Source organism: Pseudomonas sp. GCEP-101, assembly GCF_025133575.1.
Classification (GTDB): Bacteria; Pseudomonadota; Gammaproteobacteria; order Pseudomonadales; family Pseudomonadaceae; genus Pseudomonas; species Pseudomonas nitroreducens_B.
This window is the reverse complement of record NZ_CP104011.1, coordinates 5,324,814-5,347,032: the sequence shown is the minus strand read 5'-3', so window position 1 is coordinate 5,347,032 and position 22,219 is coordinate 5,324,814. Positions and strand designations below refer to the sequence as shown.

18 protein-coding genes are annotated in these 22,219 nt (G+C 67.6%); 13 read left to right on the top strand and 5 right to left on the bottom strand.

All coding sequences use genetic code 11. From position 1 onward, the window contains the following. Window positions 1–99: 99 nt before the first annotated feature. From N0B71_RS24115 to N0B71_RS24090, 6 genes are all read left to right on the top strand, one after another. On the top strand, window positions 100–1,179 hold the full coding sequence (locus tag N0B71_RS24115) for an ABC transporter ATP-binding protein (RefSeq protein WP_259755392.1): 1,080 nt from the start codon (window positions 100–102) through the stop codon (window positions 1,177–1,179). A gap of 40 nt (window positions 1,180–1,219) precedes the next feature. Continuing rightward, the gene (locus tag N0B71_RS24110) at window positions 1,220–2,341 is read left to right on the top strand and encodes an ABC transporter substrate-binding protein (protein WP_259755391.1); all 1,122 of its coding nucleotides are present in this window, start codon (window positions 1,220–1,222) and stop codon (window positions 2,339–2,341) included. A 1-nt stretch (window position 2,342) separates the two neighbouring features. Next, entirely contained in the window at window positions 2,343–3,194 is an 852-nt protein-coding gene (locus tag N0B71_RS24105) for an ABC transporter permease (RefSeq protein ID WP_259755390.1), read from the top strand. Next, on the top strand, window positions 3,191–4,033 hold the full coding sequence (locus N0B71_RS24100) for an ABC transporter permease (RefSeq protein WP_259755388.1): 843 nt from the start codon (window positions 3,191–3,193) through the stop codon (window positions 4,031–4,033). The genes N0B71_RS24105 and N0B71_RS24100 overlap by 4 nt, the downstream gene beginning before the upstream one ends. 75 nt (window positions 4,034–4,108) lie before the next feature. Continuing rightward, entirely contained in the window at window positions 4,109–5,260 is a 1,152-nt protein-coding gene (locus N0B71_RS24095) for a M24 family metallopeptidase (RefSeq protein WP_259755386.1), read from the top strand. 164 nt (window positions 5,261–5,424) lie between these two features. Continuing rightward, window positions 5,425–6,519 carry a hypothetical protein gene (locus N0B71_RS24090; protein ID WP_259755385.1) on the top strand — a complete coding sequence of 365 codons (1,095 nt, stop codon included), beginning with the start codon at window positions 5,425–5,427 and terminating at the stop codon, window positions 6,517–6,519. 451 nt (window positions 6,520–6,970) lie between these two features. Here the strand turns inward: N0B71_RS24090 and N0B71_RS24085 are convergent, their stop codons facing one another. From N0B71_RS24085 to N0B71_RS24075, 3 genes are all read right to left on the bottom strand, one after another. Then, window positions 6,971–7,771: a lytic transglycosylase domain-containing protein gene (locus tag N0B71_RS24085; RefSeq protein ID WP_259755384.1), complete on the bottom strand. Its 801-nt coding sequence runs from the start codon at window positions 7,769–7,771 to the stop codon at window positions 6,971–6,973. A 572-nt stretch (window positions 7,772–8,343) separates the two neighbouring features. Next, window positions 8,344–8,703 (bottom strand): cupin domain-containing protein, encoded by a 360-nt coding sequence (locus N0B71_RS24080; protein WP_259755383.1) that lies wholly within the window; start codon window positions 8,701–8,703, stop codon window positions 8,344–8,346. An 11-nt stretch (window positions 8,704–8,714) separates the two neighbouring features. After that, complete coding sequence (locus tag N0B71_RS24075; protein ID WP_259755382.1) at window positions 8,715–10,100, bottom strand: NAD(P)/FAD-dependent oxidoreductase; 1,386 nt, start codon at window positions 10,098–10,100, stop codon at window positions 8,715–8,717. 240 nt (window positions 10,101–10,340) lie between these two features. Between N0B71_RS24075 and N0B71_RS24070 the strand changes: the two genes are divergently transcribed. Both N0B71_RS24070 and N0B71_RS24065 read left to right on the top strand, forming a co-directional pair. After that, window positions 10,341–11,078, top strand: coding sequence for a nuclear transport factor 2 family protein (locus N0B71_RS24070; protein WP_259759669.1), 738 nt, complete (start codon window positions 10,341–10,343; stop codon window positions 11,076–11,078). A 347-nt stretch (window positions 11,079–11,425) separates the two neighbouring features. Further along, on the top strand, window positions 11,426–12,898 hold the full coding sequence (locus tag N0B71_RS24065) for an aldehyde dehydrogenase family protein (RefSeq protein ID WP_259755380.1): 1,473 nt from the start codon (window positions 11,426–11,428) through the stop codon (window positions 12,896–12,898). A 364-nt stretch (window positions 12,899–13,262) separates the two neighbouring features. Here the strand turns inward: N0B71_RS24065 and N0B71_RS24060 are convergent, their stop codons facing one another. Continuing rightward, window positions 13,263–14,177 (bottom strand): LysR family transcriptional regulator, encoded by a 915-nt coding sequence (locus N0B71_RS24060; protein WP_259755379.1) that lies wholly within the window; start codon window positions 14,175–14,177, stop codon window positions 13,263–13,265. 119 nt (window positions 14,178–14,296) lie between these two features. On the opposite strand from N0B71_RS24060, the gene N0B71_RS24055 reads away from it, so the two are divergent. The 3 genes from N0B71_RS24055 (at window position 14,297) to N0B71_RS24045 (ending at window position 18,829) form a co-directional block, all read left to right on the top strand. Then, on the top strand, window positions 14,297–16,033 hold the full coding sequence (locus N0B71_RS24055) for an amidohydrolase (protein ID WP_259755378.1): 1,737 nt from the start codon (window positions 14,297–14,299) through the stop codon (window positions 16,031–16,033). A 57-nt stretch (window positions 16,034–16,090) separates the two neighbouring features. After that, on the top strand, window positions 16,091–17,170 hold the full coding sequence (locus N0B71_RS24050) for a C45 family autoproteolytic acyltransferase/hydolase (RefSeq protein ID WP_259755377.1): 1,080 nt from the start codon (window positions 16,091–16,093) through the stop codon (window positions 17,168–17,170). A gap of 321 nt (window positions 17,171–17,491) precedes the next feature. Further along, window positions 17,492–18,829 carry an MFS transporter gene (locus tag N0B71_RS24045; RefSeq protein WP_259755376.1) on the top strand — a complete coding sequence of 446 codons (1,338 nt, stop codon included), beginning with the start codon at window positions 17,492–17,494 and terminating at the stop codon, window positions 18,827–18,829. Here the strand turns inward: N0B71_RS24045 and N0B71_RS24040 are convergent. Continuing rightward, window positions 18,822–19,706, bottom strand: coding sequence for a DMT family transporter (locus N0B71_RS24040; RefSeq protein ID WP_259755375.1), 885 nt, complete (start codon window positions 19,704–19,706; stop codon window positions 18,822–18,824). The genes N0B71_RS24045 and N0B71_RS24040 overlap by 8 nt on opposite strands. A gap of 255 nt (window positions 19,707–19,961) precedes the next feature. Between N0B71_RS24040 and N0B71_RS24035 the strand changes: the two genes are divergently transcribed. Beyond that, entirely contained in the window at window positions 19,962–20,624 is a 663-nt protein-coding gene (locus N0B71_RS24035) for a TetR/AcrR family transcriptional regulator (RefSeq protein WP_259755374.1), read from the top strand. A 54-nt stretch (window positions 20,625–20,678) separates the two neighbouring features. After that, on the top strand, window positions 20,679–22,205 hold the full coding sequence (locus tag N0B71_RS24030; RefSeq protein ID WP_259755373.1) for an MDR family MFS transporter: 1,527 nt from the start codon (window positions 20,679–20,681) through the stop codon (window positions 22,203–22,205). Window positions 22,206–22,219 lie beyond the last annotated feature (14 nt).

The following is a 22,219-nucleotide window of genomic DNA, read 5'->3' as shown; positions in this document are numbered from 1 at the left end:
TTCAGGTGGAAATCTATTGAATTGTCGTTAGTTAAATTTGCACAGAAGATGACTCCACGCCAACACCGATCAACAAGAAAAAACGGCTGGAGATCCGCCATGCAGCATTTCGTCGACTTGCTCGGCCTGGGCAAGCGCTACGGCAACCTGCAGGTCCTGAGCGACCTCAGCCTGAGCATCCGCCAGGGCGAATTCCTCACGCTGCTGGGGCCGTCCGGCTCGGGCAAGAGCACCACGCTGATGATGCTCGCCGGCTTCGTCGAGCCCAGCGAAGGGCGCATCGAGCAGGATGGCCGCGACATCACCCGCCTGTCGCCGGACCAGCGCGAGTTCGGCGTGGTGTTCCAGGGCTACGCGCTGTTCCCGCACATGAGCGTGGCGCAGAACGTTGCCTACCCGCTGCGCATCCGCAAGGTGCCGGGCGCGGAGATCGAGCGCCGGGTCGCCGAAGTGCTGGAGCGCGTCGGCCTCGCCGGCATGGGCGAGCGCGGCATCGGCCAGCTGTCCGGCGGCCAGCAGCAGCGCGTGGCGCTGGCCCGGGCGCTGGTGTTCAAGCCGAAACTGCTGTTGCTCGACGAGCCGCTGTCCGCCCTCGACCGCCGCCTGCGCCAGGAGATGCAGGGCGAGCTGGCACGCATGCACAAGGACTTCGGCACCACTTTCGTCTTCGTCACCCACGACCAGGAAGAAGCCCTCGCGCTGTCGGATCGCATCGCCGTGTTCAACAAGGGCCGCCTGGAACAGGTCGGCACCCCGCGCGAGGTCTACGAGCGCCCGGCCAGCCGCTTCGTCGCCAACTTCCTCGGCGACACCAACCTGCTGGAGGTCGGCGTGGTCGGTCGCGAGGCCGAAGCCACGCTCTGCGATTTCCGTGGCCAGCATCTGCGCGTGGCCAATACGGCCAATGCCGGCCAGGGCGGCAAGAGCTGGCTGGCGGTGCGCCCGGAGCACATCGACCTGCGCCCGCTGCAGGACGCCGGCCGCGACAACGGCCTCTGCGCCACTGCGGGTCCTGCGACCTACCAGGGCGCCCACGTCAATCTCGAACTGAGCCTGGAGCAGGGCGACCGCCTCGACCTGCGCCTGCCGGTGTCGCACCCGCTGCTGGGCAGCCTGCGCAGCGGTCAGCGCTATTGGTGCAGCTGGTCGCCGCAGCACTGCCACCTGTTGTCCGCCTGACACACGCATAACGAAAACAAACGATCGGGGAGCAATCACAATGAAAGAACGCCAGGGCTTCATCGAAGACGCCATCGAGATCGCCGCCGAGAAAGGCGAGCGCGCCGGCATCAGCCGCCGCGATTTCAACCGCAGCCTGCTGCTGCTCGCCGCCGCCAGTGCGCTGCCGTTCGGCACCGCTGGGCGCGCCTTCGCCGCCAGCGGCAACCTGGTGCTGGCCAACTGGGGCGGCGATGCGGTGCCGGCCTTCGAGAAGAGCTTCGGCGGCTTCGACCAGGCGTCCGGCCTGGCGCTGAAGGTGGACGGCAGCGGCCCCACCGAGGGCGCGCTGAAGACCCAGGTGAGCAGCGGCGCGGTGCGCTGGGACGTGTGCGATGGCGAGATGTATTCGTCCTACCGGCTGGGCAGGGAGCAGTTCCTCACGCCCATCGACTACGGTATCGTCGACAAGTCGCTGATCGGCTACGGCGACGTGCATGACTTCGGCCTCGCCAACTACACCTACAGCTATGTGATCGGCTACGACCACGAACGCTTCGGCAAGAACCCGCCCAGGTCCTGGGCCGACTTCTGGGACGTGAAGAAGTACCCGGGCAAGCGCACCCTCTACAAGTGGATGAGCGCCAACCTCGAATGCGCGCTGCTGGCCGACGGCGTGCCGCCCGAGCAGCTCTACCCGCTGGACGTGGACCGCGCCCTGCGCAAGATCGAGCAGTTGCTGCCGCACATCGCCACCCACTGGTCCACCGGCGCCGAATCGCAGCAGCTGATCCGCGACGGCGAGGTGAGCCTGGCGCAGATGTGGCACACCCGCGCCGAGCTGGTGAAGAACGACACCGCCGGCAAGATCGACTGGAGCTTCGACGGCGGCATCGTCTCGCCGTCCGTGTGGATGGTGCCCAGGAACAACCCGGCCGGCGCGAAGGCAGCCATGGACTTCATCGCCTATGCCCTTCGTCCTGAAGTCCAGGCCAGGCTCATGGAGGTCTACAACATGGGCCCGGTGAACCTCAAGGCGAACGACCTGCTCAGCGCCCAGCTGCAGGCGATCAACCCCACCGCGCCGGACAACCTGAAGAAGCAGGTGTCGCTGAACAACAAGTGGCACGCCGAACACTACGGTGAAACCCTGGAGCGCTATCTCGCGCTGATCGGTGGCTGAGATGCGACGTTTCGCACCGGGCGTGCTGCCGGTCTACGGCCTGCTGATCCTGCCCCTGCCTGTGCTCGTGGTGGTCGGCTACCTGCTGCCGACCCTCGGCGTGCTCGGCTGGAGCTTCAGCCTGCCGCAGTGGGGCATGCAGAACTACGCGGCGATTGCCGACAACGCCAACCTGCAGGCGGTGATCTGGCGCACCCTGCGCATCTGCCTGCTGACCACCGCGATCAGCGTCGCCATCGCCTACCTGATCGCCTACCGCTGGCGCTTCGCAACGCCGCGCGGCCGGCAGCTGATCGAGCTGTTCGTGCTGCTGCCGTTCTGGCTGTCGATGCTGATCCGCGCCTTCGCCTGGCTGGTGCTGCTGCGCAACGGTGGGCTGGTCAGCCAGGGGCTGATGGCCACCGGCTGGTTCGACGCGCCGCCGCCGCTGGTGCGCAACGAGCTGGGCGCGCTGATCGGCATGGTGCACTTCATGGTGCCCTATGCGGTGCTGCCGCTGCTGTCGTCGCTGAAACAGGTGGACGACAGCCTGCTGCGCGCCTCCAGCAGCCTGGGCGCGAGCCACTGGCAGACGCTCAGGGACATCTTCATCCCGCTGACCCTGCCCGGCGTGGTCGCCGCCTCGGCCATCGTCTTCGTGTTCAGCCTCGGCTGTTTCGTCACCCCCGCGCTGCTGGGTGGCGGCAAGGCCGCGATGCTCGCCGAGTACATCTACGTGCAGATGTTCCAGCTTTCCAACTGGGGCCTGGGCGCGGCGCTGAGCATCGTACTGATGCTGCTGGTGGTGGGTTGCGCGCTGCTGTTCGGACAACTCATCGGCTACCGCCGCCTGCTCGGGAGGACTGAGCTGTGACTCCGCAGGGAACCTGTCTCTCCGCCATGCCCAAGGGCGTGAAAAAGCCGCCACTGCCGCGCCCGCCGCTGGGGCACTGGTTGTCCTGGACCGCGCTGGGGCTGTCCGCGCTGTTCCTGCTGCTGCCGATCCTGGTGATCGTGCCGCTGTCGTTCGGCAACCAGCGCTACCTGGCCTTCCCGGACGGCGGCTGGTCGCTGCGCCACTACGCGACGCTGTTCGACGGCGCCTGGCTGCTGTCGATCCTGCAGAGCCTGGGGCTGGCGCTGGTGGTCGGCGCGCTGTCCACCGCGCTGGCCTTCCTCTTCGCCACCGGCATCTGGCTGCAGCGGCGCTTTCGCACCGTGCTGACGCTGATCGTGCTGCTGCCGATGATCGTCCCGCAGGTGGTCTCGGCCATGTCGATCTATTACCTCGACGCGCGCCTGGGCATGCTCGACCACCTGCTGGGCGTCGGCTTCGGCCACCTGCTGATGGCGCTGCCGTACGCGGTGATCGCCCTGCTGGTGGCCTACGCGCGGCTCGACCTGAGCCTGTACAAGGCCTCGCGCTCCCTCGGCGCCGGGCTCTGGCCGACCCTCTGGCACGTGCTGCTGCCCAACGTGCGCGGCGGCATTCTCGGCGGCTTCTTCATGGGCTTCGTGATGAGCTGGGAGGAGGTGGTGGTGACCCTGTTCACCAGCGGCCTGAACGTGGTGACGCTGCCCAAGCGCATCTGGGACGGCCTGCGCTACAACCTCGACCCGGCGATTGCCGCCGTGTCCACCCTGATGATCGTCCTCACCCTGGCGGTGATGCTGCTGCGCATGTACCTCGAACGGCATCGACCGCCTTCCTGATCCACCTCCGGCGGCCCGATGGCCGCCACCTGAACTGCCTGTCGCTTGCACCTTGTCCCTGAGGAGGGAATCCCCATGCTTACCGCTTTCCCCGCGCGCACCTACCGTCAACGCGTCGACGCCGTCAAACGGCGCATGGCCGATCGTGGCCTGGACGCCCTGGTGGTCAACTACCCGGACAACATCAACTACCTGACCGGCTTCGACAGCCTGGGCTTCCTCTGGTACCAGGCGCTGATCATCTCGCCGAAGCTGGCCGAGCCGGTGTTCCTCACCCGCACCAGCGAGGAGCCCTGCACCTGGGAGCTGTCGTGCATCAACGAGGCGATCTTCTATGACATCGCCCGGCAGGACCCGCTGAAGATCGTCGCCGACGTGCTCGCCCAGGCAGGGCTGAGCCAGGCGCGCATCGGCCTGGAAATGACCGCCTCGACCTTCTCCCCGGCGCAGTACAACGCACTGCTGGGCTATATGCCCGAAGCGCGTTTCGAAGACGCCGGCCCGCTGGTCGCGGAGAACCGCCTGATCAAGACCGCCGAGGAAATCGAATACCAGCGCAGCGCCGCGCGCATGGCCGACCAGGGCATGCTGGCCGCCTTCGAGGCGCTGCGTCCGGGCATCTCCGAAGTGGAAGTGGCCGGCATCGTCGCCAATGCCCTGGGCCGCGCCGGCAGCGAGTACTCGGCGATCAGCCCGATGTGCGCCACCGGCCGCCGCAGCACCATGACCCACGCCATGCCGCACCGCCAGACCATCAGCCATGGCGACGTGGTGATCCTCGAACACGCCGGCGTGTGCAACCGCTACCACGCCATCCTCATGCGCACCGCGGTGATCGGCAAGCCCAGCCCGCGGGTGAAGGAGGTGGCGAGCCTGCTCACCGAGGCCTTCAACGCCGCCATCGAGATCGCCACGCCGGGCACCCCGGTGGGCGAGGCCAACCGCGTGTGCAACCAGATCCTCGACCGCATCGACCTCTCGCGTACGCGCGTGCACCGCATTGGCTACAGCCTGGGGCTGGCCTACCCGCCGACCTGGCTGGAAGCGATGATGGTGGACGAGGCCGACGACCACGTGTTCCAGCCGAACATGTCGTTCTCCATCGAGCCCAACCTGTCCTTGTACAGCGAAGGCTTCGGCATCAAGCTCGGCGACACCGTGCTGTGCGGCGAGCAGGGCTCGGCGAGCCTGTCGGAGATTCCGCCGGAGCTGACGATCATCGACTGATACGGGCTCGCCTTCAGCCGTATGACGTCGTCGGGTGGCCTTGCCGTGCTAAGCACTGTCTTAGGCCGCCCGCCGAGTTCTGCAAACCCGTATGAACCTGTTTGAAGCGTTCCTGCGTTTGCGGGCGCAGTGATGGAATCCGAGGGTTTCCGATGAGCCACACGATGGATGTTTTCTGGCACGACGACGTGCTGCGCCACGACACCGCCGCCGGCGTCTTCGAGGCGCCGCCCAGCGACCTGCTGGCCGAGCAACTGCTGCACCCGGAGAGCAATCCGCGGCTGCTGAACATGCGCGCCATCCTCCAGCGCGGGCCGGTCGCCGGCTCGCTGCGCTGGCAGGAAGGCCGCCATGCCAGTGAAGAAGAGCTGCTGCGCTTTCACGATGCCGACTACCTGCGCGGCATCTTCGCGGCGGACGCCCAGGGCAAGCGCTTCAGCAGCACGACGCTGATGTCCGCCGGCAGCCTCGCCGGCTTACTGGCCGCCGCTGGCACCAGCCTGGCGGCGCTGGACAGCGTGCTGGCAAGCGGCAACCCGGCCATGGCCCTGGTGCGCCCGCCGGGCCACCACGCCGCGCCGGCGATGGCCGACGGCTACTGCTTCTTCAACAATGTCGGGATCGCCGCGCGGGCGGCGCAGGCGGCGGGGCTGGAGCGCGTGGCCATCGTCGACTGGGACGTGCACCACGGCAACGGGACGCAGGAAGGTTTCTACGACGACCCGTCGGTGTTCACGGTATCCCTGCACATGGACCACGGCGCCTGGGGGCCGAGCCACCCGCAGACCGGCGCGGCGGACGAGCGCGGCCGGGGCGCGGGGCTGGGCAGCAACCTCAACCTGCCGCTGCCCATGGGTTCGGGCGACCAGCTCTACGAGTGGGTCTTCAGCCGCTTCGTCGAGCCCGCGCTGCGGGCCTTCAAACCGGACCTGCTGATCATCGCCAACGGCCTGGACGCCTCGCAGTTCGACCCCAACGGCCGCCAACTGGTGACCATGCAGGGCTTCAACCGCCTGGCCCGCCGCGCGCGCGCGCTGGCCGACGAACTGTGCCAGGGGCGGTTGCTGGTGGTGCAGGAGGGCGGCTACAACCCGGCCTACAGCGCCTACTGCCTGCATGCCGCGACGGAAGGTTTCCTCGGCCAGCCGTCCACGCTGCCCGACCCCCTGGCCTACATGCCGGAACCGGCGGCGCGGGTGGAAGCCGACCTGGCGGCGCTGGATACGCGGCTGGCAGTGGCGGGGTGGAAATTCGGCTGAGCCTGCGGCGCGCAGGGGTGGGCTTGGCGTAGGAGCGGACTGCGTCCGCGATCGGTTCGCCGCCGCTCCGGTGGATATCGGAGCCTGGGCCGCCCATCGCGGGTCAGCGCGGCCCGGCGGATAACCTGTTCCAGGTTATGCGCCCTACGTCGCTTCACATGCGGTTCGCGAGCAAGCTCGCTCCTACAGCCTGGTCAAACGCCGGCGCGCTCTTGGGTAGGAGCGAGCTTGCTCGCGAACCCTCACCGAACCACCCCGTCAGGTTGTAGGGCGCATAACGCGCCAGCGTTATCCGCCGTGGATGGCCCGGCGGGCAACCTGTCCCAGGTTATGCGCCCTACGTCGCGTCACATGCGGTTCGCGAGCAAGCTCGCTCCTACAGCCCGGTCAAACGCCGGCGCGCTCTTTGGTAGGAGCGAGCTTGCTCGCGAATCCTCACCGAACCACCCCGTCAGCGATGGTTGCGATAACGCTCGGTCAGCGACTGCACGCGGGCGACATAGGTTTGCGTCTCGCTGTAGGGCGGGATGCCGTTGTACTTGTCGACGGTCATTTCGCCGGCGTTGTAGCTGGCCAGCGCCAGCCTCTGGTTGCCGTTGAAGCGCTTGAGCAGCCAAGCCAGGTAGCGCACGCCGCCACGGATGTTCTGCCGCGCGTCGAACGGATCGCTCACGTTGAAGCGTTCGGCGGTGTCGGGCATCAGCTGCATCAACCCCTGGGCGCCGGCGATGGAGACGGCGTTGGGTTGAAATGCCGATTCGGCATGGATTACCGCCCGCACCAGCGCCTGGTCGACACCATAGCGCGTCGAGGCCGACTCGATTTCCCGCCGGTAGGAGCGGGTGTCCAGGCGCAGGGCCGCGACGTTGAAATCCTTCGGCGCCATGCACAGGTAGCAGCCCTTGATGTAGTACACGTCGAGCACGTCGACCCGCGCGGTGATGCCGACCGGGCGGCGGCTCACATACTGGCGCACGCCGTTATGGACGAAGGTGTACACGCGGATGCGCTCTGCGCCCGACGCGGTGCCGCGCGGCGATGGCGCCGCGGCTTTTGCCTTGACGCCCTGGCCGGCCTTGCCGTGCTGCTGGGTGCAGCGCGCGCCGGTGACCGCCTGGCTGCCGTGGCTGACCGTGCCGTCGCGGGCGTGGCAGATGAACTGGGCGTTGGCGAAGAGCGGAGCGGCCAGCAAGGCCAGGCCGACGCATCCGGGTAGGCACCTGCGGGCCCATCGCCAAGCTCTGGAACTCATCGCACCGCTCCGCGCCGATCAGGCTGGGCACGCCTGAACCGGGCTGGGGAAAAGGCCAATAGGGGCGGGCATTGCAGGGACAACCCGGCGGCCCGCCGTTTCGTTCCGCTAGTTATAGCCGTTTCATTTCACCGTGGCGCGTGCGCAGACGTACGGCTGGTGGGCGTTCCGGTTGGCTCGCTTCGCGCGGGGCCAATCGGTGCGTAGGAGCGGACTCCGTCCGCGATCGAATCGCCGCCGCGCCGAGTTGCCCGGAACTGGGCGGAGCCAATCGCGGACACAGTCCGCTCCTGCAAGAAATTGTGCACGAGGACGCCGCTCCCTAACCCTGGCTGCGCTCCCTGCCCCGAAGGGGGGAGGGACCGTATGGGGCAGGTTTAAACCAGGACGTCAGCCGGCACGGGCGGCTCCCTCTCCCTTCAGGGAGAGGGCGGGGGAGAGGGCCGGCCCCGGTACGATATTTCAGGTAGGGCCCTGTCCGCGATCTAATCGACGCCGCGCCAAGTGGTCCGGAGCCGGGCGAAGCCAATCGCGGACGGAGTCCGCTCCTACGTAGCCTGCGAGCCCGTCGCTCAGCCCAGAATGAAGTACACCTTGCGCACCGGCGTGAGGTTCTCCCAGGTGCCCTTGAACCCCGCCGCGACCACGAAGGAATCCCCCGGCCCGAAGGTCTTCGCCACGCCGTCCGCGTCGGTCAGGCGCACCGTGCCTTCGAGGATATGGCACAGCTCGTCGTAGTCGCATTCGCAGCGTTCCAGGTGCACGCCGGCCTCCCAGATGCCGGCGATGGCGTTCTTTTCCGGCGCACTGAAGTGCCGCCAGCTGCGGCTGCGGTACGGCACATCGACGATGACCGGGTCGTTGATCTCGCGCTCCTGCGGGGCGAGGTCCGGGTTGGCGAAGTCGATGACGTGGCGGGGCAGGGTGGACATGGGGTTCTCCATCAGGAATCGAAACCGACGCCGAAGGCATCGAGGGTCTTGAGTAGCAGGTCGCGGCGGCCGGTGCGGTCTTCTTTGGCCAGCGAACGCTGCGCCAGGCGCACGCCGAGGTAGCGCAGCGGCTCGGGCGGGAAGGGGAAGGGCTTCTGCGAGGTCATGCGCAGCCGGGTGCGTTCGGTGCTTTCGCCGCCCAGCTGGTCGAGCATGTTGAGCGCGGCGAAACGGCTCGCCGCCACGCCCTGGCCGGTGAAGCCCAGCGCGTAGGCGACGCGGTTGTCGAGTACGCAGCCGGTGAACAGCGTGGTGCGCGCGGAGGTGTCGATGATGCCGCCCCAGGCGTGGCTGAATTCGACCGGGCCGAGCTGCGGGAAGGCCTCGCGGAACTGCCCGGCCAGGCGCTGGAAGCTTTCCGGGCGCTGGGTCAGGGCTTCGTCGCGGCGGCTGCCGAAGTGATAGATGGCGTCGAAGCCGGCCCACAGGATGCGGTTGTCGGCGGTCTTGCGCAGGTAGTGGAACTGGTTGCCGGCGTCGGCGATGCCGTAGCGGTCGACCCAGCCGATGGCGCGCAGCTGATCGTCGGTGAGCGGCTGGGTGACCAGCGAGTAGTCGTACACCGGGATCACGCTGGAATTCAGGTGACCCAGCAGCGGCGGCGCGATGTTGGTGGCCAGGGCGATCTGCCCGGCTTCCAGCTCGCCACGGTCACAGCGCAGCAGCAAGCGGTCGCCACGCTGGTGCAGCTCGTGCACGGGGGTGTTCTCGAACAGCTGGATGCCGTGCTCCAGGCAGACCCGGCGCAGCTCGGCGGCCATCTTCGCCGGGTTGAGCAGCGCGTAGTTGGGCTCGAACACGCCGGCCTTGTAGAGGGGCGAGTCGAGTCTCTGCGCCAGTTCCGCGCCTTCGAGCCACTCGCAGTCGATGCCGAAGCGCTGGTAGTTGCGCTGCATGCCGCGCAGGCCATCGACCTGCCAGGGTTGTGCGGCAACGCTGAGCTTGCCGCGGCGCTCGAACTCCACGTTCATGCCAAAGCGGTTCAGGTCCGCCTCGAATTCGTCGAGGTTCTGACGGCCCAGGCGTACCAGGGTTTCAGCTTCTTCCGGCCAGCGGCGCAAGGCGTTGCCTACGCCGTGGGAAATGCTCGGCGCGCAGAAGCCGCCATTGCGCCCGCTGGCTTCGCCGCCGCAACGCCGCGCCTCGACCACCGCAATGCTCGCGCCGGGCCAGCGCAGGCGGGCGTGCAGGGCGGTCCACAGACCGGTGAAGCCGCCGCCGACCACCACCAGGTCGAAGCGGCGATCCGCTTCCAGCGCTGGCGCGGCGGGAGCGGGATCGAAGGTATCGAGCCAGAAGGGTCGGGGAATGGCGTGCGCAAGAAGGGCGGATGTCATCGGAAAACTCCGGCAGAATGTCGGAAGAAAAAGCGGTCTTCGGGCCGTATCCGAGTTTTGTAATCGCTCCGGGGGGCTCAGGCATACGGCTTCCCGCTCTTTGCGGGCACGCCCGGAGCAGGACGAGCCGGCCCAGACCGGCAGGGGAACAGCATGAGCGAAGAACAGGGCTGGAGTGCCACGCTGGAAGGCACGCCTTACCAGCCCGACCCGGCGAGCGCCAGCACCCACGCGGTGGTGATGCGCTATCACCAGGCCTGGCGTCGGCACGACATCGAGGCGCTGATGGCGCTGTTCGATCCGCAGGTGGAGTACACCGATTTCTTCCAGGGACGTCGGATTGCGCCGAGCGAGTTGCGCGATTACTTGCAGACCAGCATGCCGGCGGCCGGCGATGAATCGCAGGTCTACACCGACCGCCTGCGCGTGGACGGCGACACCGCTTTCCTGCAGTACCAGGTGACCTTGCGCGGCACCCAGGGCCTGGTGTCGTTCCGCGCCACCGAGGCCTACACCGTGCGTGACGGCAGGATCATCCGGGTGAACGAGCACGCCGCACTGGTCGGCCAGCCGGAGAAAACCGCCAGCGAGCCGCAACCGCGCATGGCCGATAGCCGCCTGGGGTTGTCGGCGCGGCAGCTGAGCCTGCTCGGCGGGGATATCCAGCAGTACTTCCAGCAGACCCGGCCATTCCTCAACCCCGACCTGGACATGCCCCAGGTCGCGGCGGCCACCGGCTACACGCGCAACCAGATCTCCTACTTCCTCAACCAGGTGCTGGGCCTGAGTTTCTACCAGTACCTGAACCAGCTGCGCCTGCGCCACCTGCTCGCCCAACTGGACGGCGCCACCAGCGTCACGCGCATCGATGAACTGGCGCGCGCGGCCGGGTTCCGCTCGCTGTCGACCTTCTACCGCTGCTTCCGCGAGGAGACGGGGTTGTCGCCCAAGGCGTACCTGGAGCAACAGCGCGCGTGACGTACCGGTAGGAGCGAGCTTGCTCGCGAACGGATGTTCCCCTTGGCTCCGCAGCTGGGCTCGCTCCTACATGAGGCATCTGCGCTCGGATCGGCCCTCTCCCAGGGGGAGAGGGGACCGTTCGGTGCAGGGGGAGTCTTCGCTATCAGCCGGCACGATTTGCCCCCTCTCCCCTTGGGAGAGGGCTGGGGTGAGGGGCAGCACAACGCCGAACTTTCCAGAGAGGCCAATCGCTCCCGCTAGGAGTTCCGCGCGTGCCCGCATGCAGGGCGCCCGCGTTATCAACCTGACGCGCATTTCCCTATGCTCGGCCGACAATCATTCCAACCCGCTCAGGAGACCTCCCCATGCGCGACCAGCTCTATATCGACGGCCAGTGGCAGGCACCCGCACAAGGCGGCCGCTTCGAGGTGTACGAACCCTCCAGCGAAGCCGTGCTGACCGAAGTCGCCGCCGCCACCGGCGAGGATGTGGATCGCGCCGTGCAGGCCGCACGTCGGGCTTTCGACGAGGGCGAGTGGGGCCGCAGCACGGGCAGGGAACGCGCCGGCTACCTGCGCGCCATCGCCGACAACCTGCGTGGCCGCCGCGAAGACCTGGCCCGCCTGGAGGTGCAGGACAACGGCAAACCGCTGCCCGAGGCGCAGTGGGACATCGACGACGCCATCGGCTGCTTCGACTACTACGCCGCGCTGGCCGAAGGACTGAACGGCGAGGGTGAAGTGGTCGCGTTGCCCGACGAGCGTTTCGCCTGCCGGGTGCTGCGCGAGCCGGTCGGCGTGGTCGGGCAGATCATCCCGTGGAACTACCCGCTGCTGATGGCTTCGTGGAAGGTCGCGCCGGCACTCGCCGCCGGCTGCACCGCGGTGCTCAAGCCCTCCGAGCTGACCCCGCTGACCTCCCTGGAACTGGCCGCCGCGGCCGATGCCGTGGGCCTGCCCAAGGGCGTGCTCAACGTGGTCACCGGGCTGGGCCGCGATGCCGGCTCGCCGCTGTCGGCGCACCCGGGCGTGGACAAGCTGGCCTTCACCGGCAGCGTGCCCACCGGGCGCGCGATCATGCAGGCGGCGGCCCAGGACATCAAGAACGTCAGCCTGGAGCTGGGCGGCAAGTCGGCGTTCATAGTCTTCGATGACGCCGATATCGAAGCAGCGGTGGAGTGGATCCTCTTTGGCATCTTCTGGAACCAGGGGCAGGTATGCAGCGCGACCTCGCGCCTGCTGGTGCAGGAGGGGCTGCATGACCGGCTGATCGAGCGCCTGGTGGAAGAGGCCCGCCGTATCACCATCGGCAATGGCCTGGAGCCGGGCGTGCTGCTCGGCCCGCTGGTCAGCGCCGGGCAACACGCCAAGGTGCTGCAGGCCATCGAGGCCGGCGTGCGCGACGGCGCGAAGCTGGTCACTGGCGGCAAGCGTCCGGCCCATCGCGAGAAGGGCTGGTTCGTCGAGCCCACGGTGTTCGTCGACGCCCCGCTGGACAGCGCCGTGTGGCGCGAGGAGATCTTCGGCCCGGTGCTCGCCGTGCGCCGCTTCAAGGACGAAGCCGAGGCGCTGCGCCTGGCCAACGACAGCCAGTTCGGCCTGGCGGCGGCCGTGATGTCCGCCGACCCGGCGCGCTGCCAGCGGGTGAGCCGGGGGCTGCGCGCAGGCATCGTGTGGGTCAACTGCTCGCAGCCGACCTTCACCCAGGCGCCCTGGGGCGGCTACAAGCAGAGCGGCATCGGCCGCGAGCTGGGCGTGTGGGGGCTGAACAACTACCTGGAGACCAAGCAGGTCACCGAGTACCTCAGCGACCAGGCGTGGGGGTGGTACCTCAAGTAAGGCTGTGGTGAGGCGGCGGATTGCCTGTTGCGGGTTATCCGCCCTGCCTACCGCGCTGGGCGGGTTCGCGAGCAAGCTCGCTCCTACAGCCCAGCCCAGGCTTCGGGCCGCTCTTCGTAGGAGCGAGCTTGCTCGCGAACAGCCCAACGCCGGCGTCAACCTGTAGGAGCGGGCCATGCCCGCGACCACGCGCATGCGTGCTCCTGCAGGTCATCACCCGCCACGTAGGAGCGGACTCCGTCCGCGATCGCTTGCCGGCGGCTGCGAACCTGCCGGTCATGCCTCGCGAACAATGTCCGCTCCTATGCTCGGCGGCAGATTCGTGTGCGTTGGCGCACCCGCGGGCCAACGCCTTCGTCCTGGCTCAGACCAACCCCTTCCCCTGCAGGTGCTCGCGCAGGTACTCGATGAACACCCGCACCTTGCGCGTGCTGCGCCGGTGCGGCAGGTAGAGCACGTGGACCCAGGGCCCGAAGGCGCTCTGGTCGCGCCAGCAGTCGGGTAGCTGCTCCACCAGCTCGCCGCTTTCCAGGTAGGGCAGCGCGCTCCACTGCGGGAGGAACTGCAGGCCCTGGCCATCCAGCAGGCACGCCAGCAGGAAGTCATAGTTGTCGCTGGCAATGCGCGGCACCGGCTGGCGGATGCGGAGGCGTTCGCCGTCCTTCTGCACCCACCAGAAGTTCCGGTTCAGCAGCGGGTGGCGGAAGATCAGCCAGTCGTGCTGCTCGTAGTTCTCCAGCGTCACCTCCATCCCCTTTTCGGCGAGATAGCGAGGGCTGGCGCAGAGCATCAGGCGGTTCTCGATCAGCGGCTGGGCGATCACGTCGGGCAGGTCGATGGGGCCGTCGCGCAGGGCAAGGTCGTAGCCGCCTTCCACCAGGTCGGCGAATTCGTCCGCCAGGTCCACCTCCAGGCGCACCTGCGGATGCTCGCGCAGGAAGCGGCAGCACACCGCGTTGAAGAAGGCCGGGGCGAAGGAGGGCGGCGCGGCAATGCGCAGGCTGCCGCGCAACTCGGTCTGCAACTGCTCGACTTCCTCGCTGGCGCGTTGCAGCTGCATCAAGGCCGAGCGCGCGCCTTCCAGGTAGATGTGCCCGGCTTCGGTCAGCGCCATGCGCCGTGTGGTGCGTTCGAACAGGCGTTGGCCCAGTTCGGCCTCCAGTTGCGCCACGCCCTTGGTTATCGCCGAGGGGGTCTTGCCCAACTGTTCGGCCGCGCGGCTGAAGCCGCCGTGGTCGGCGGTGGCGACGAACATGGTGAGGGCGGTCATCTTGTCCATGGATTGTTTCCTGGTATTGCTTCCTGACAGGAACAGAAGTTGTGCGGGAAGTCGGTGTTAAAGCCGCCGGGGCTTTTGCTTAACCTTCGTCACAGATCAACAATAACGAAGGCTCTGCGATGAAACTACTGATTCCGGCGCTGGTGTCGGCGGCGTGCGCTTTTTCCTCGTTGGAAACGATGGCCGCCGCCGACCTCATCCTGCATGGCGGCAAGGTCTACACCGCCGAACCCGGCCAGGCGCTGCAACAGGCGGTGGCGGTGGAGAACGGCCGTATCCTCGCCGTTGGCAGCGACGCGCAGATCCTCAAGCTCCGCCAGCCGGCCACCCAGGTCATCGACCTGCACGGCCAGGTGCTGATGCCCGGTTTCATCGATGCCCACACCCACCTGGTCAAGGGTGGCCTGCAGATGCTCCAGGCCAACCTCGACAACCAGGACCTGCCGCTAGACGCGTTCGAGAGCAAGCTGCGCCAGTGGCGCGATGACGGCCGCGCGCGGCGCGGCCAGTTCCTCTCGGTGGGTGGTGTGCCCACGGCGTACTGGGACCATATCGGCGAGTTGCAGCAGCGCTTCAACCAGGGCGAATGGGCCAGGCAGCCGATCCTCCTGGCCGGCGGTGACTACCACACCGGCTGGGCCAACCAGGCGCTGCTCGACCTCGCCGGCATCGACGCGGCCAAGGTCAAGGCGCTCAAGGGCGAGGAGCAGGCGACCATCGGCCATGATGCCGACGGCAGGCCCAACGGCTTCCTGGTCGATGCCGGCCTCTATCCGGTACAGGCGCTGCTGCCGCTGGCGAGCGACGACGAACTGCTCGAGGCGCTGAAGGGCGCGCAGCGCTACTACCATGAGCTGGGCATCACCGCCTGGATGGAGCCCCTGGCGAACGAGAACCCCGGTGGCGACATCCACAACGAATCCGTCGGCGTGCTGCCGGCCTACAAGAGGCTGGCGGAAGAGGGCGGGCTGACTGCCCACGTCGCCGCCCTGCTGATGGCCGATTCCAAGGCGACCCCGGCCGACCTCGACGAGCTGGACAAGGTGCGTCAGCAGTTCTCTGGCGTCACGAACCTGACCCTGCCGGGCATCAAGGTCTTCGCCGACGGCGTGGCCGAGGTGCCGGCGCAGAGCGCGGCGATGCTCGAGCCCTACCGCAACTCGAAGAAGTACGGCGAACTGCTGATCGACCCCCGGCATTTCGGCGAACTGGTCAGCGCCGCCGACGCCCGTGGCTGGCTGGTGCACATCCATGCCATCGGCGACCGCGCGGTGCGCGAGTCGCTCAACGGCATCGAGCAGGCGCGCAAGGATCGCCACAGCGGCATCCCGCATTCGATCACCCACCTGCAGATGGTCAACCCCGCCGACTTCCCGCGCTTCAAGGCGCTCGACGTGATCGCCGCCATGCAGCTGTACTGGGCCGCCGCCGACGAGAACAGTGTCGACCTGGTCAAGCCCTACGTCAGCGCCATGGCCTTCCTGCACATGTACCCGGCGCGCTCGCTGCTCAAGCACGGCGCGACGATTTCCGGCGCCAGCGACTGGCCGATCACCACGCCCGATCCGTGGAAGGCCATCTACCAGGCGATCCAGCGCGTCGGCCCGAAAGGCGTGCTCAACGCCGCCGAAGACATCGACCGGCAGACCATGTTCCAGGCCTACACCCTCAACGCCGCGCGCACTATCCGCCTGGAGGATCGCATCGGTTCGCTGAAGCCGGGCAAGCAGGCCGACCTGATCCTGCTCGACCGCGACGTGTTCACGGTCGAGCCCGACGCGCTGCGCGACACCCGTGTGCTCAAGACCTGGTTCGCCGGTCGCGAAGTCTATAGTCGTTCGAATGCCAATCGCTGATTCACCGGGAGCGCCGTATCGCTCCCGACAAGTCCAAGTCGTAACAGGAGCCTTGCCGTGATTCTTCACACCTTCACCACCGACATCCGCGACCCGCTGCAGCGTGGCCGGCAGATCGGCGAAACCTTTGCCGCGCAGATCCGCCAGACCGTGGCGCTGTACCTGGACTTCTTCCCACGCGTCGGCGTGGAGCTGGACAGGGCCTGCAGCATCGGCGAAGCCAGCCTCGCGGCGCTGGCTGACTGGTGCCCGGCGCTGGCGAAGGAAGTCGAGGGGCTGGCTCTGGGCGTCGGTCTGCCGCTGTGGCAACTGGCGGCGCTGAATGCGCGGACCGAAATTCTCGCGGTGATGCCGGAGCAACCGGTGGAAGGCGAATGTTCCACCTCCGTCTACGCCCCCGCGGGTGCCGCTGCACCGCGCAGCCTGCAGACCTGGGACTGGCACGACAGCCTGGTCCCGCACGGGCTGCTGCTGGGCTTCACCGGCAGCACCGGCCTCACCGCCAAGCTGTTCACCGAGTTCGGCATGCTCGGCAAGATCGGCGTGAACAGCGCAGGCCTGGGCGTGCACTTCAACATCCTGCACCACGCCAGCGACGACGGCAGCGCCGGCGTGCCAGTGCATGCCATCGCCCGCCGCGTGCTGGAGGAGGCCACGAGTGTCACCGAGGCCATCGACATGGCGCGCTCGGCGCGGGTCAGCGCCTCCACCGTGCTCAGCGTATTCACCCGCGAGGACGTGCGCGCCCGCGCCGCCAGCATCGAGATGAGCCGGGCGCACACCGCCGTGGTGGTGCCGCGCGAGGATGGCTGGCTGCTGCACACCAACCACTTCCTCGACGGCGAGCTGAGCTGGGGTGAGCGCACGGCGGATGTGTCCACCACCTACGCGCGCCTGGATCACCTCAAGGCCGCCACCGCCGGCATGACCGGCAAGGCCCTGCGCGAACGCGCCGACGCGTTCTGCGGTGCCGATGGCGACCAGGCGGTGGTGTGCTTCCACCCGGACATGTCCGAGCCGGATACCGAGCGCTGGGAGACTCTGCTCAGCATCGGCCTGGATACCGCGGGCTGCGCGCTGGAGTACGTGGCCGGCACGCCGAAGAAGCTGGCGGATGAGGGGTTCCTGCGGTTCTAGAGCGAGACTGGGGAGAGCCACGACCAGTCAGCGCGGAGAGCCCCTCACCCTAACCTTTTCCCATAGGGAGAGGGGACTGATCGGCGCAGGTTGAAGCTACGCTATCAGCCGGCACGGACGGCTCCCTCTCCCCCCGGGAGAGGGCTGGGGTGAGGGCATAGCCCGAGCGCCCACTTTCCGGTACGCCCGCTCAGGCCGCCGGCGGATAACCCGTTCCGGCTTATGTGCCCCACGTATCACCACCTACAAACCAACGTCCCGTGACGACCCAATGGCCGCCGCGCGGGTTCCGTGTTGCCACAAAAACAAGAGTGAACCACCATGATCGACCACACGCCCGCAGCCCCCGGCTCGCGCTCGGCCTTTCGCACCTTCTGCGTCTCCGGCATGGGCACCGCGCTGGAGTTCTACGATTTCGTCATCTACGGCTACGCCGCCGCGCTGATCTTCCCGCAGCTGTTCTTCCCCGGCATGGATCGCCTGACCGCCGTGCTGGTCGCGTTCGCCGCGTTCGGCGCCGGCTTCTTCGCCCGACCGCTGGGCGGCGTGGTGTTCGGCCACCTGGGTGACCGCTACGGCCGGCAGAAGGCGCTGGTCGCCACCCTCGTGCTGATGGGCGCGAGCACCCTGCTGATCGGCTTTCTGCCCACCCACGCCAGCATCGGCGCGGCGGCGCCGGTCCTGCTGGTGCTGCTGCGCCTGGTGCAGGGTTTCGCCGCGGGCGGCGAGTGGGGCGGGGCGGCGCTGTTCGGCATCGAGGTTGCGCCCACGGGCCGCCGCGGCCTGTGGGGCAGCTTCACGAGCATGGGCATCGGCATCGGCGGCATCTTCGGGTCGGCGGTGTTCGTCATCGTTAGCGTCGCCTTCGACGACGACCTCTCCGGCATCGCCTGGCGCATTCCGTTCTGGCTCGGTGGCCTGCTGGTGCTGATCGGCCTCTACGCGCGCCTGCAGAACACGGCGTCGCAGCCCAAGACCGCGCCGCATACCGAGGCGCGCCTGCCGCTGATGCAAGCCTTCCGCCGCCGCCCGCGCGAGCTGCTGCTGTGCATCGGCATCGCCTTCGGCTATGTCACCATCGCTTATATCGGCAGCACCTTCTTCCTCGCCTACGCAACCGACATCGGCTACAGCAGCAGCCACGCCCTGCTGTTCGACTTCTCGCTGTCGGTGGCCATCGTCGCTTCCGCGCCGTTCTTCGGGCATCTGTCGGACCGTTTCGGCCGCCGCGCGGTGATGATCTTCGGCGCGGCGATCATGGCCCTGGGGCTGTTCGCCTTCTTCCCGCTGATCGGCCTGCACAGCCTGCCGCTGGCGCTGCTGGCGTATGTCGCCGTGGGCTTCTTCATGGGCGCGACCCAGGGGCCGATCCCGGCCTTCCTCGCCGAGCAGTTCCCGCGGGAAATGCGCTACTCCGGGATTTCCTTCAGCTACCAGATCGGCGCGGCGCTGGGCGGCGGCACGGCGTCGAGCATCGCCACTGCCATCCTCATCGCCACCGGACGCAACCCGTTCGGCGTGGCGCTCTACGGCGCGGCGGCACTCTTGTTGGTGGCGGTGTGTTCCTGGTTGCTGCGGGAAACCTCGCGCCTGCCCATGGACGTGATCGACCGCGATGACGCTGCGCCAGACGCGGTATCGGTGCAGGCGATCAACTGACCGCGCGCGCTCGGGTGCCCGGTACGAGGCCGAGCACCAGGGCGCAGCCGACCAGGATGATCAGCGCGCCCACGCCCTGCATCAGCGACAGGCTCTCGCCCAGCACCAGCGCGCCCACCAGCACGGCGACCACGGTGACGACGAATTCCACGCTGATGGTCTTCGTCGCGCCGATGCGTGCGACCAGATGGAAATACACCACGTAGTTCACCGCGCTGAGCACGCAGCCGCACAGCAGCAGGAAGAAGAAGTCGAGGGGTTGCGGCGTGCCCGGCACCGGCACCCAGACCAGCAGCGGCAGGGTCAGCAGCCCGCCGATGAGAAAGGCGCCGCAGGTCACTTCCCAGGGGCCGGCCGTGCGCAGTTTGAGGCTCGCGTAGTTGCTGCCGAAGGCTGCACACACCGCGCCGAACACCGACGCAGCGCAACCGAGGAGGAACTCGTGGGTAACCGGCACCGCCGGGAAGCCCACCAGCAGCACCATCCCAAAGAAGCCCAGGAGCAGGCCGCCCAGGCCGCTCCAGGTGATGCGCTCCAGGCCCCAGAGACGGCCGATGAGCATGGAGAACAGCGGAATGCCGGCGACGAAGATCGCCGCCATGGCCGTGCCGATGCGCGGGGTGGCGTAGGTCATGCCGATCAACTGGCCGGCCACGGTGGTGGCGCCGACCACGCACAGCGGCTTCCACAGTCCGTCGAAGTTCAGTCGGCGGCCGGACAGTTTCGCCACCGCGAACAACGTGAAGCTGGCGATCAGCGCGCGAAAGCTGACCGCGCCGACCCAGCCGAAGCCGGCGATGGCCTTGAGCAGCACGAGGAAGGACAGCCCCCAGCCGATCGCGAGGAACAGGTAGGCGGCAAGGTCGCGCGGTTGCATACGACTCCGGGCACAAGGCAGAAGCGGGCCGCCGAAATGCGGCGACGAAGACCGCTATCTTGCCGGGGCGCGATGACGCTTGGGAAGGCACGGCAGGGACCTTTTTCGGCTGGCCAGCGGCAGGCCCAGCGGCTGGCGATTGTTTGACGCCGTACGCAACCTCGGTGCGGTTCGTCGCTATTGCTAAATTTAAATTGAATTTAAATTTAGCTTTCGCCACGCTGTCGACACTGAATCGTCCCACAGGAAAACGTCATGTCCTCTCGCGAATCCCGAAAAGACGGTGAAGCGACCCGCATTCGCATCCTGGAAGCCGCTGGCGAGCTGTTTTCGGCGCTGGGTTTCGCCGAAACCAGCAACAAGGCGGTGGCCGCCAAGGCGGAAGTCGACCTGGCGTCGATCAACTATCACTTCGGCAGCCGCAATGGCCTCTACCAGGCGGTACTGGAGGAGGCGCGCCGGCGCTTCCTCGACATCGCCGATCTGCAACGCATCATTCAGAGCGCGCAGCCTGCGCCGGACAAGTTGCTGGCCTTGACCGAGCTGGTCGTACGCAAGGCCTCGCGCGGGCGGGAGAGCTGGCACCTGCGCGTGCTGGCAGCCGAGGCCCTGGCGCCCAGCAGCCACGGCCAGGAAGTGCTGCACCCGCAGAAGGCACTTAAGTTGACGCTGCTCAAGCAACTGTTCAGCGAGATCACCACGATACCGTCGGATGACCCGGCGCTGGTGCCTTGCATTCTCAGCGTGACCGCGCCCTGGGCGATGCTGCTGATCGGGCCGAGGGGAGGGCAAGGCGCCCTGCGCGACATCCTCCAGATGCCCGGCGACGTGGTCACCGCGCAACTCTACAGCTTCACGCTGGCCGGCCTGCAGGAAGTGGGGCGGCAATACCGCGAACGCAGCGCGGCGGGCCAGTGAGGCCGCATTCACCGGACTCTGCACCCCATATCGCCTAATTCCTCAGGTCCCCTCATGCAAACGGTTTCCGAACCTACCCTGAATACAAACGCGGCCACCGGTATCGACAGCCGCTCCGCCCGACCCTCGATTCCACTGCTGCTGGCTGCGCTGCTACTGGTGATGTTCCTGGCCGCGCTGGACCAGACCATCGTCTCCACCGCGCTGCCGACCATCGTCGGCGAGCTGGGCGGCCTGCACCTGCTGTCGTGGGTGGTGACCGCCTACCTGCTGGCCTCCACCGTGGTGGTCCCGCTGTATGGCAAGTTCGGTGACCTCTACGGTCGCAAGCTGGTGCTGCAGACCGCCATCGTGCTGTTCCTGCTGGGTTCGGCGCTGTGCGGGCTGGCGCAGAACATGACCCAGCTGATCCTGCTGCGCGCCCTCCAGGGGTTGGGCGGAGGAGGCCTGATGGTGGTCGCGATGGCGGCCATCGGCGACGTCATCCCGCCGGCCGAGCGCGGTCGCTACCAGGGGCTGTTCGGTGGCGTGTTCGGCCTGGCCACTGTGGTCGGCCCGCTGGTGGGCGGCTTCCTCGTCGAGCAGTTGTCCTGGCGCTGGATCTTCTACATCAATCTGCCGCTGGGGATCGTCGCGCTGCTGGTGATCGGCAACGCCTTCCGTCCTCACGTCGCGCGGGTGAAGCACGTCATCGACTATTTCGGCGCCTTCTTCCTGACCCTGGCGCTGGCCTCGCTGGTGCTGATCACCAGCCTGGGCGGCAGCACCCTGGAATGGACCTCGATCGACATCCTGGTCCTGGCCCTGTTTGCCGTTGTCGGGGTGGTCGGCTTCGTCCACGAACAACGTATCGCCGCGGAGCCGATCATGCCGCTGCACCTGTTCCGCCATCGAACCTTCGTGCTCGCGGGGCTGATCGGTTTTACCGTGGGCGTTTCGCTGTTCGGCTCGGTGACCTTCCTGCCGCTCTACCTGCAGGTGGTGAAGGACGCCACGCCGACCAGCGCGGGCCTGCAGATGCTACCGCTGATGGGGTCGATGCTGCTGGTCTCGGCCATCACCGGCCGGCTGATCAGCCGCTGGGGGCGCTACCGGGTGTTCCCCATCCTTGGCACCTTGCTGCAGGTCATCGCCCTGGCGCTGCTGAGCCGTCTCGACCTGCAGTCGTCAATGCTGCAGATGAACCTTTACATGGCGTTGCTCGGCGCCGGGCTGGGCATGGTGATGCAGGTGCTGATTCTGGCGGTGCAGAACGGTGTCGAGTTTCGCCACATGGGGGTAGCCACCTCCGGGGCGACACTGTTCCGCTCCATCGGCGGCTCCATCGGCGTTTCGGCGTTCGGCGCGTTGTTCACCCATGAGCTGATGAGCCGCCTCGTCAGCAGCTTCCCGGCCAATGCCGGCTCACCGGCCAATCTGTCCCCGGCCGACGTGCATGCCTTGCCGATGGCGCTGCAGCAGACCTACCTGGCCGCCTTCTCCGGGTCGATGCACTGGGTATTCCTGGTGGCGTGCCTGGTCAGCGCCGTGGCGTTCGCGCTCTCCTGGCTGCTACAGGAGGTGCCGCTGCGCGCGGCCTGAGCCGCCGGGGACGC

Coding starts and splice junctions, on each gene's coding strand:
- N0B71_RS24075 (WP_259755382.1), bottom strand. CDS start 10,100: ATGACATCCGCCCTTCTTGCGCACGCCATTCCCCGACCCTTCTGGCTC.
- N0B71_RS24080 (WP_259755383.1), bottom strand. CDS start 8,703: ATGTCCACCCTGCCCCGCCACGTCATCGACTTCGCCAACCCGGACCTC.
- N0B71_RS24110 (WP_259755391.1), top strand. CDS start 1,220: ATGAAAGAACGCCAGGGCTTCATCGAAGACGCCATCGAGATCGCCGCC.
- N0B71_RS24045 (WP_259755376.1), top strand. CDS start 17,492: ATGATCGACCACACGCCCGCAGCCCCCGGCTCGCGCTCGGCCTTTCGC.
- N0B71_RS24090 (WP_259755385.1), top strand. CDS start 5,425: ATGGATGTTTTCTGGCACGACGACGTGCTGCGCCACGACACCGCCGCC.
- N0B71_RS24060 (WP_259755379.1), bottom strand. CDS start 14,177: ATGGACAAGATGACCGCCCTCACCATGTTCGTCGCCACCGCCGACCAC.
- N0B71_RS24040 (WP_259755375.1), bottom strand. CDS start 19,706: ATGCAACCGCGCGACCTTGCCGCCTACCTGTTCCTCGCGATCGGCTGG.
- N0B71_RS24105 (WP_259755390.1), top strand. CDS start 2,343: ATGCGACGTTTCGCACCGGGCGTGCTGCCGGTCTACGGCCTGCTGATC.
- N0B71_RS24055 (WP_259755378.1), top strand. CDS start 14,297: ATGAAACTACTGATTCCGGCGCTGGTGTCGGCGGCGTGCGCTTTTTCC.
- N0B71_RS24095 (WP_259755386.1), top strand. CDS start 4,109: ATGCTTACCGCTTTCCCCGCGCGCACCTACCGTCAACGCGTCGACGCC.
- N0B71_RS24085 (WP_259755384.1), bottom strand. CDS start 7,771: ATGAGTTCCAGAGCTTGGCGATGGGCCCGCAGGTGCCTACCCGGATGC.
- N0B71_RS24070 (WP_259759669.1), top strand. CDS start 10,341: ATGCGCTATCACCAGGCCTGGCGTCGGCACGACATCGAGGCGCTGATG.
- N0B71_RS24065 (WP_259755380.1), top strand. CDS start 11,426: ATGCGCGACCAGCTCTATATCGACGGCCAGTGGCAGGCACCCGCACAA.
- N0B71_RS24035 (WP_259755374.1), top strand. CDS start 19,962: ATGTCCTCTCGCGAATCCCGAAAAGACGGTGAAGCGACCCGCATTCGC.
- N0B71_RS24030 (WP_259755373.1), top strand. CDS start 20,679: ATGCAAACGGTTTCCGAACCTACCCTGAATACAAACGCGGCCACCGGT.
- N0B71_RS24115 (WP_259755392.1), top strand. CDS start 100: ATGCAGCATTTCGTCGACTTGCTCGGCCTGGGCAAGCGCTACGGCAAC.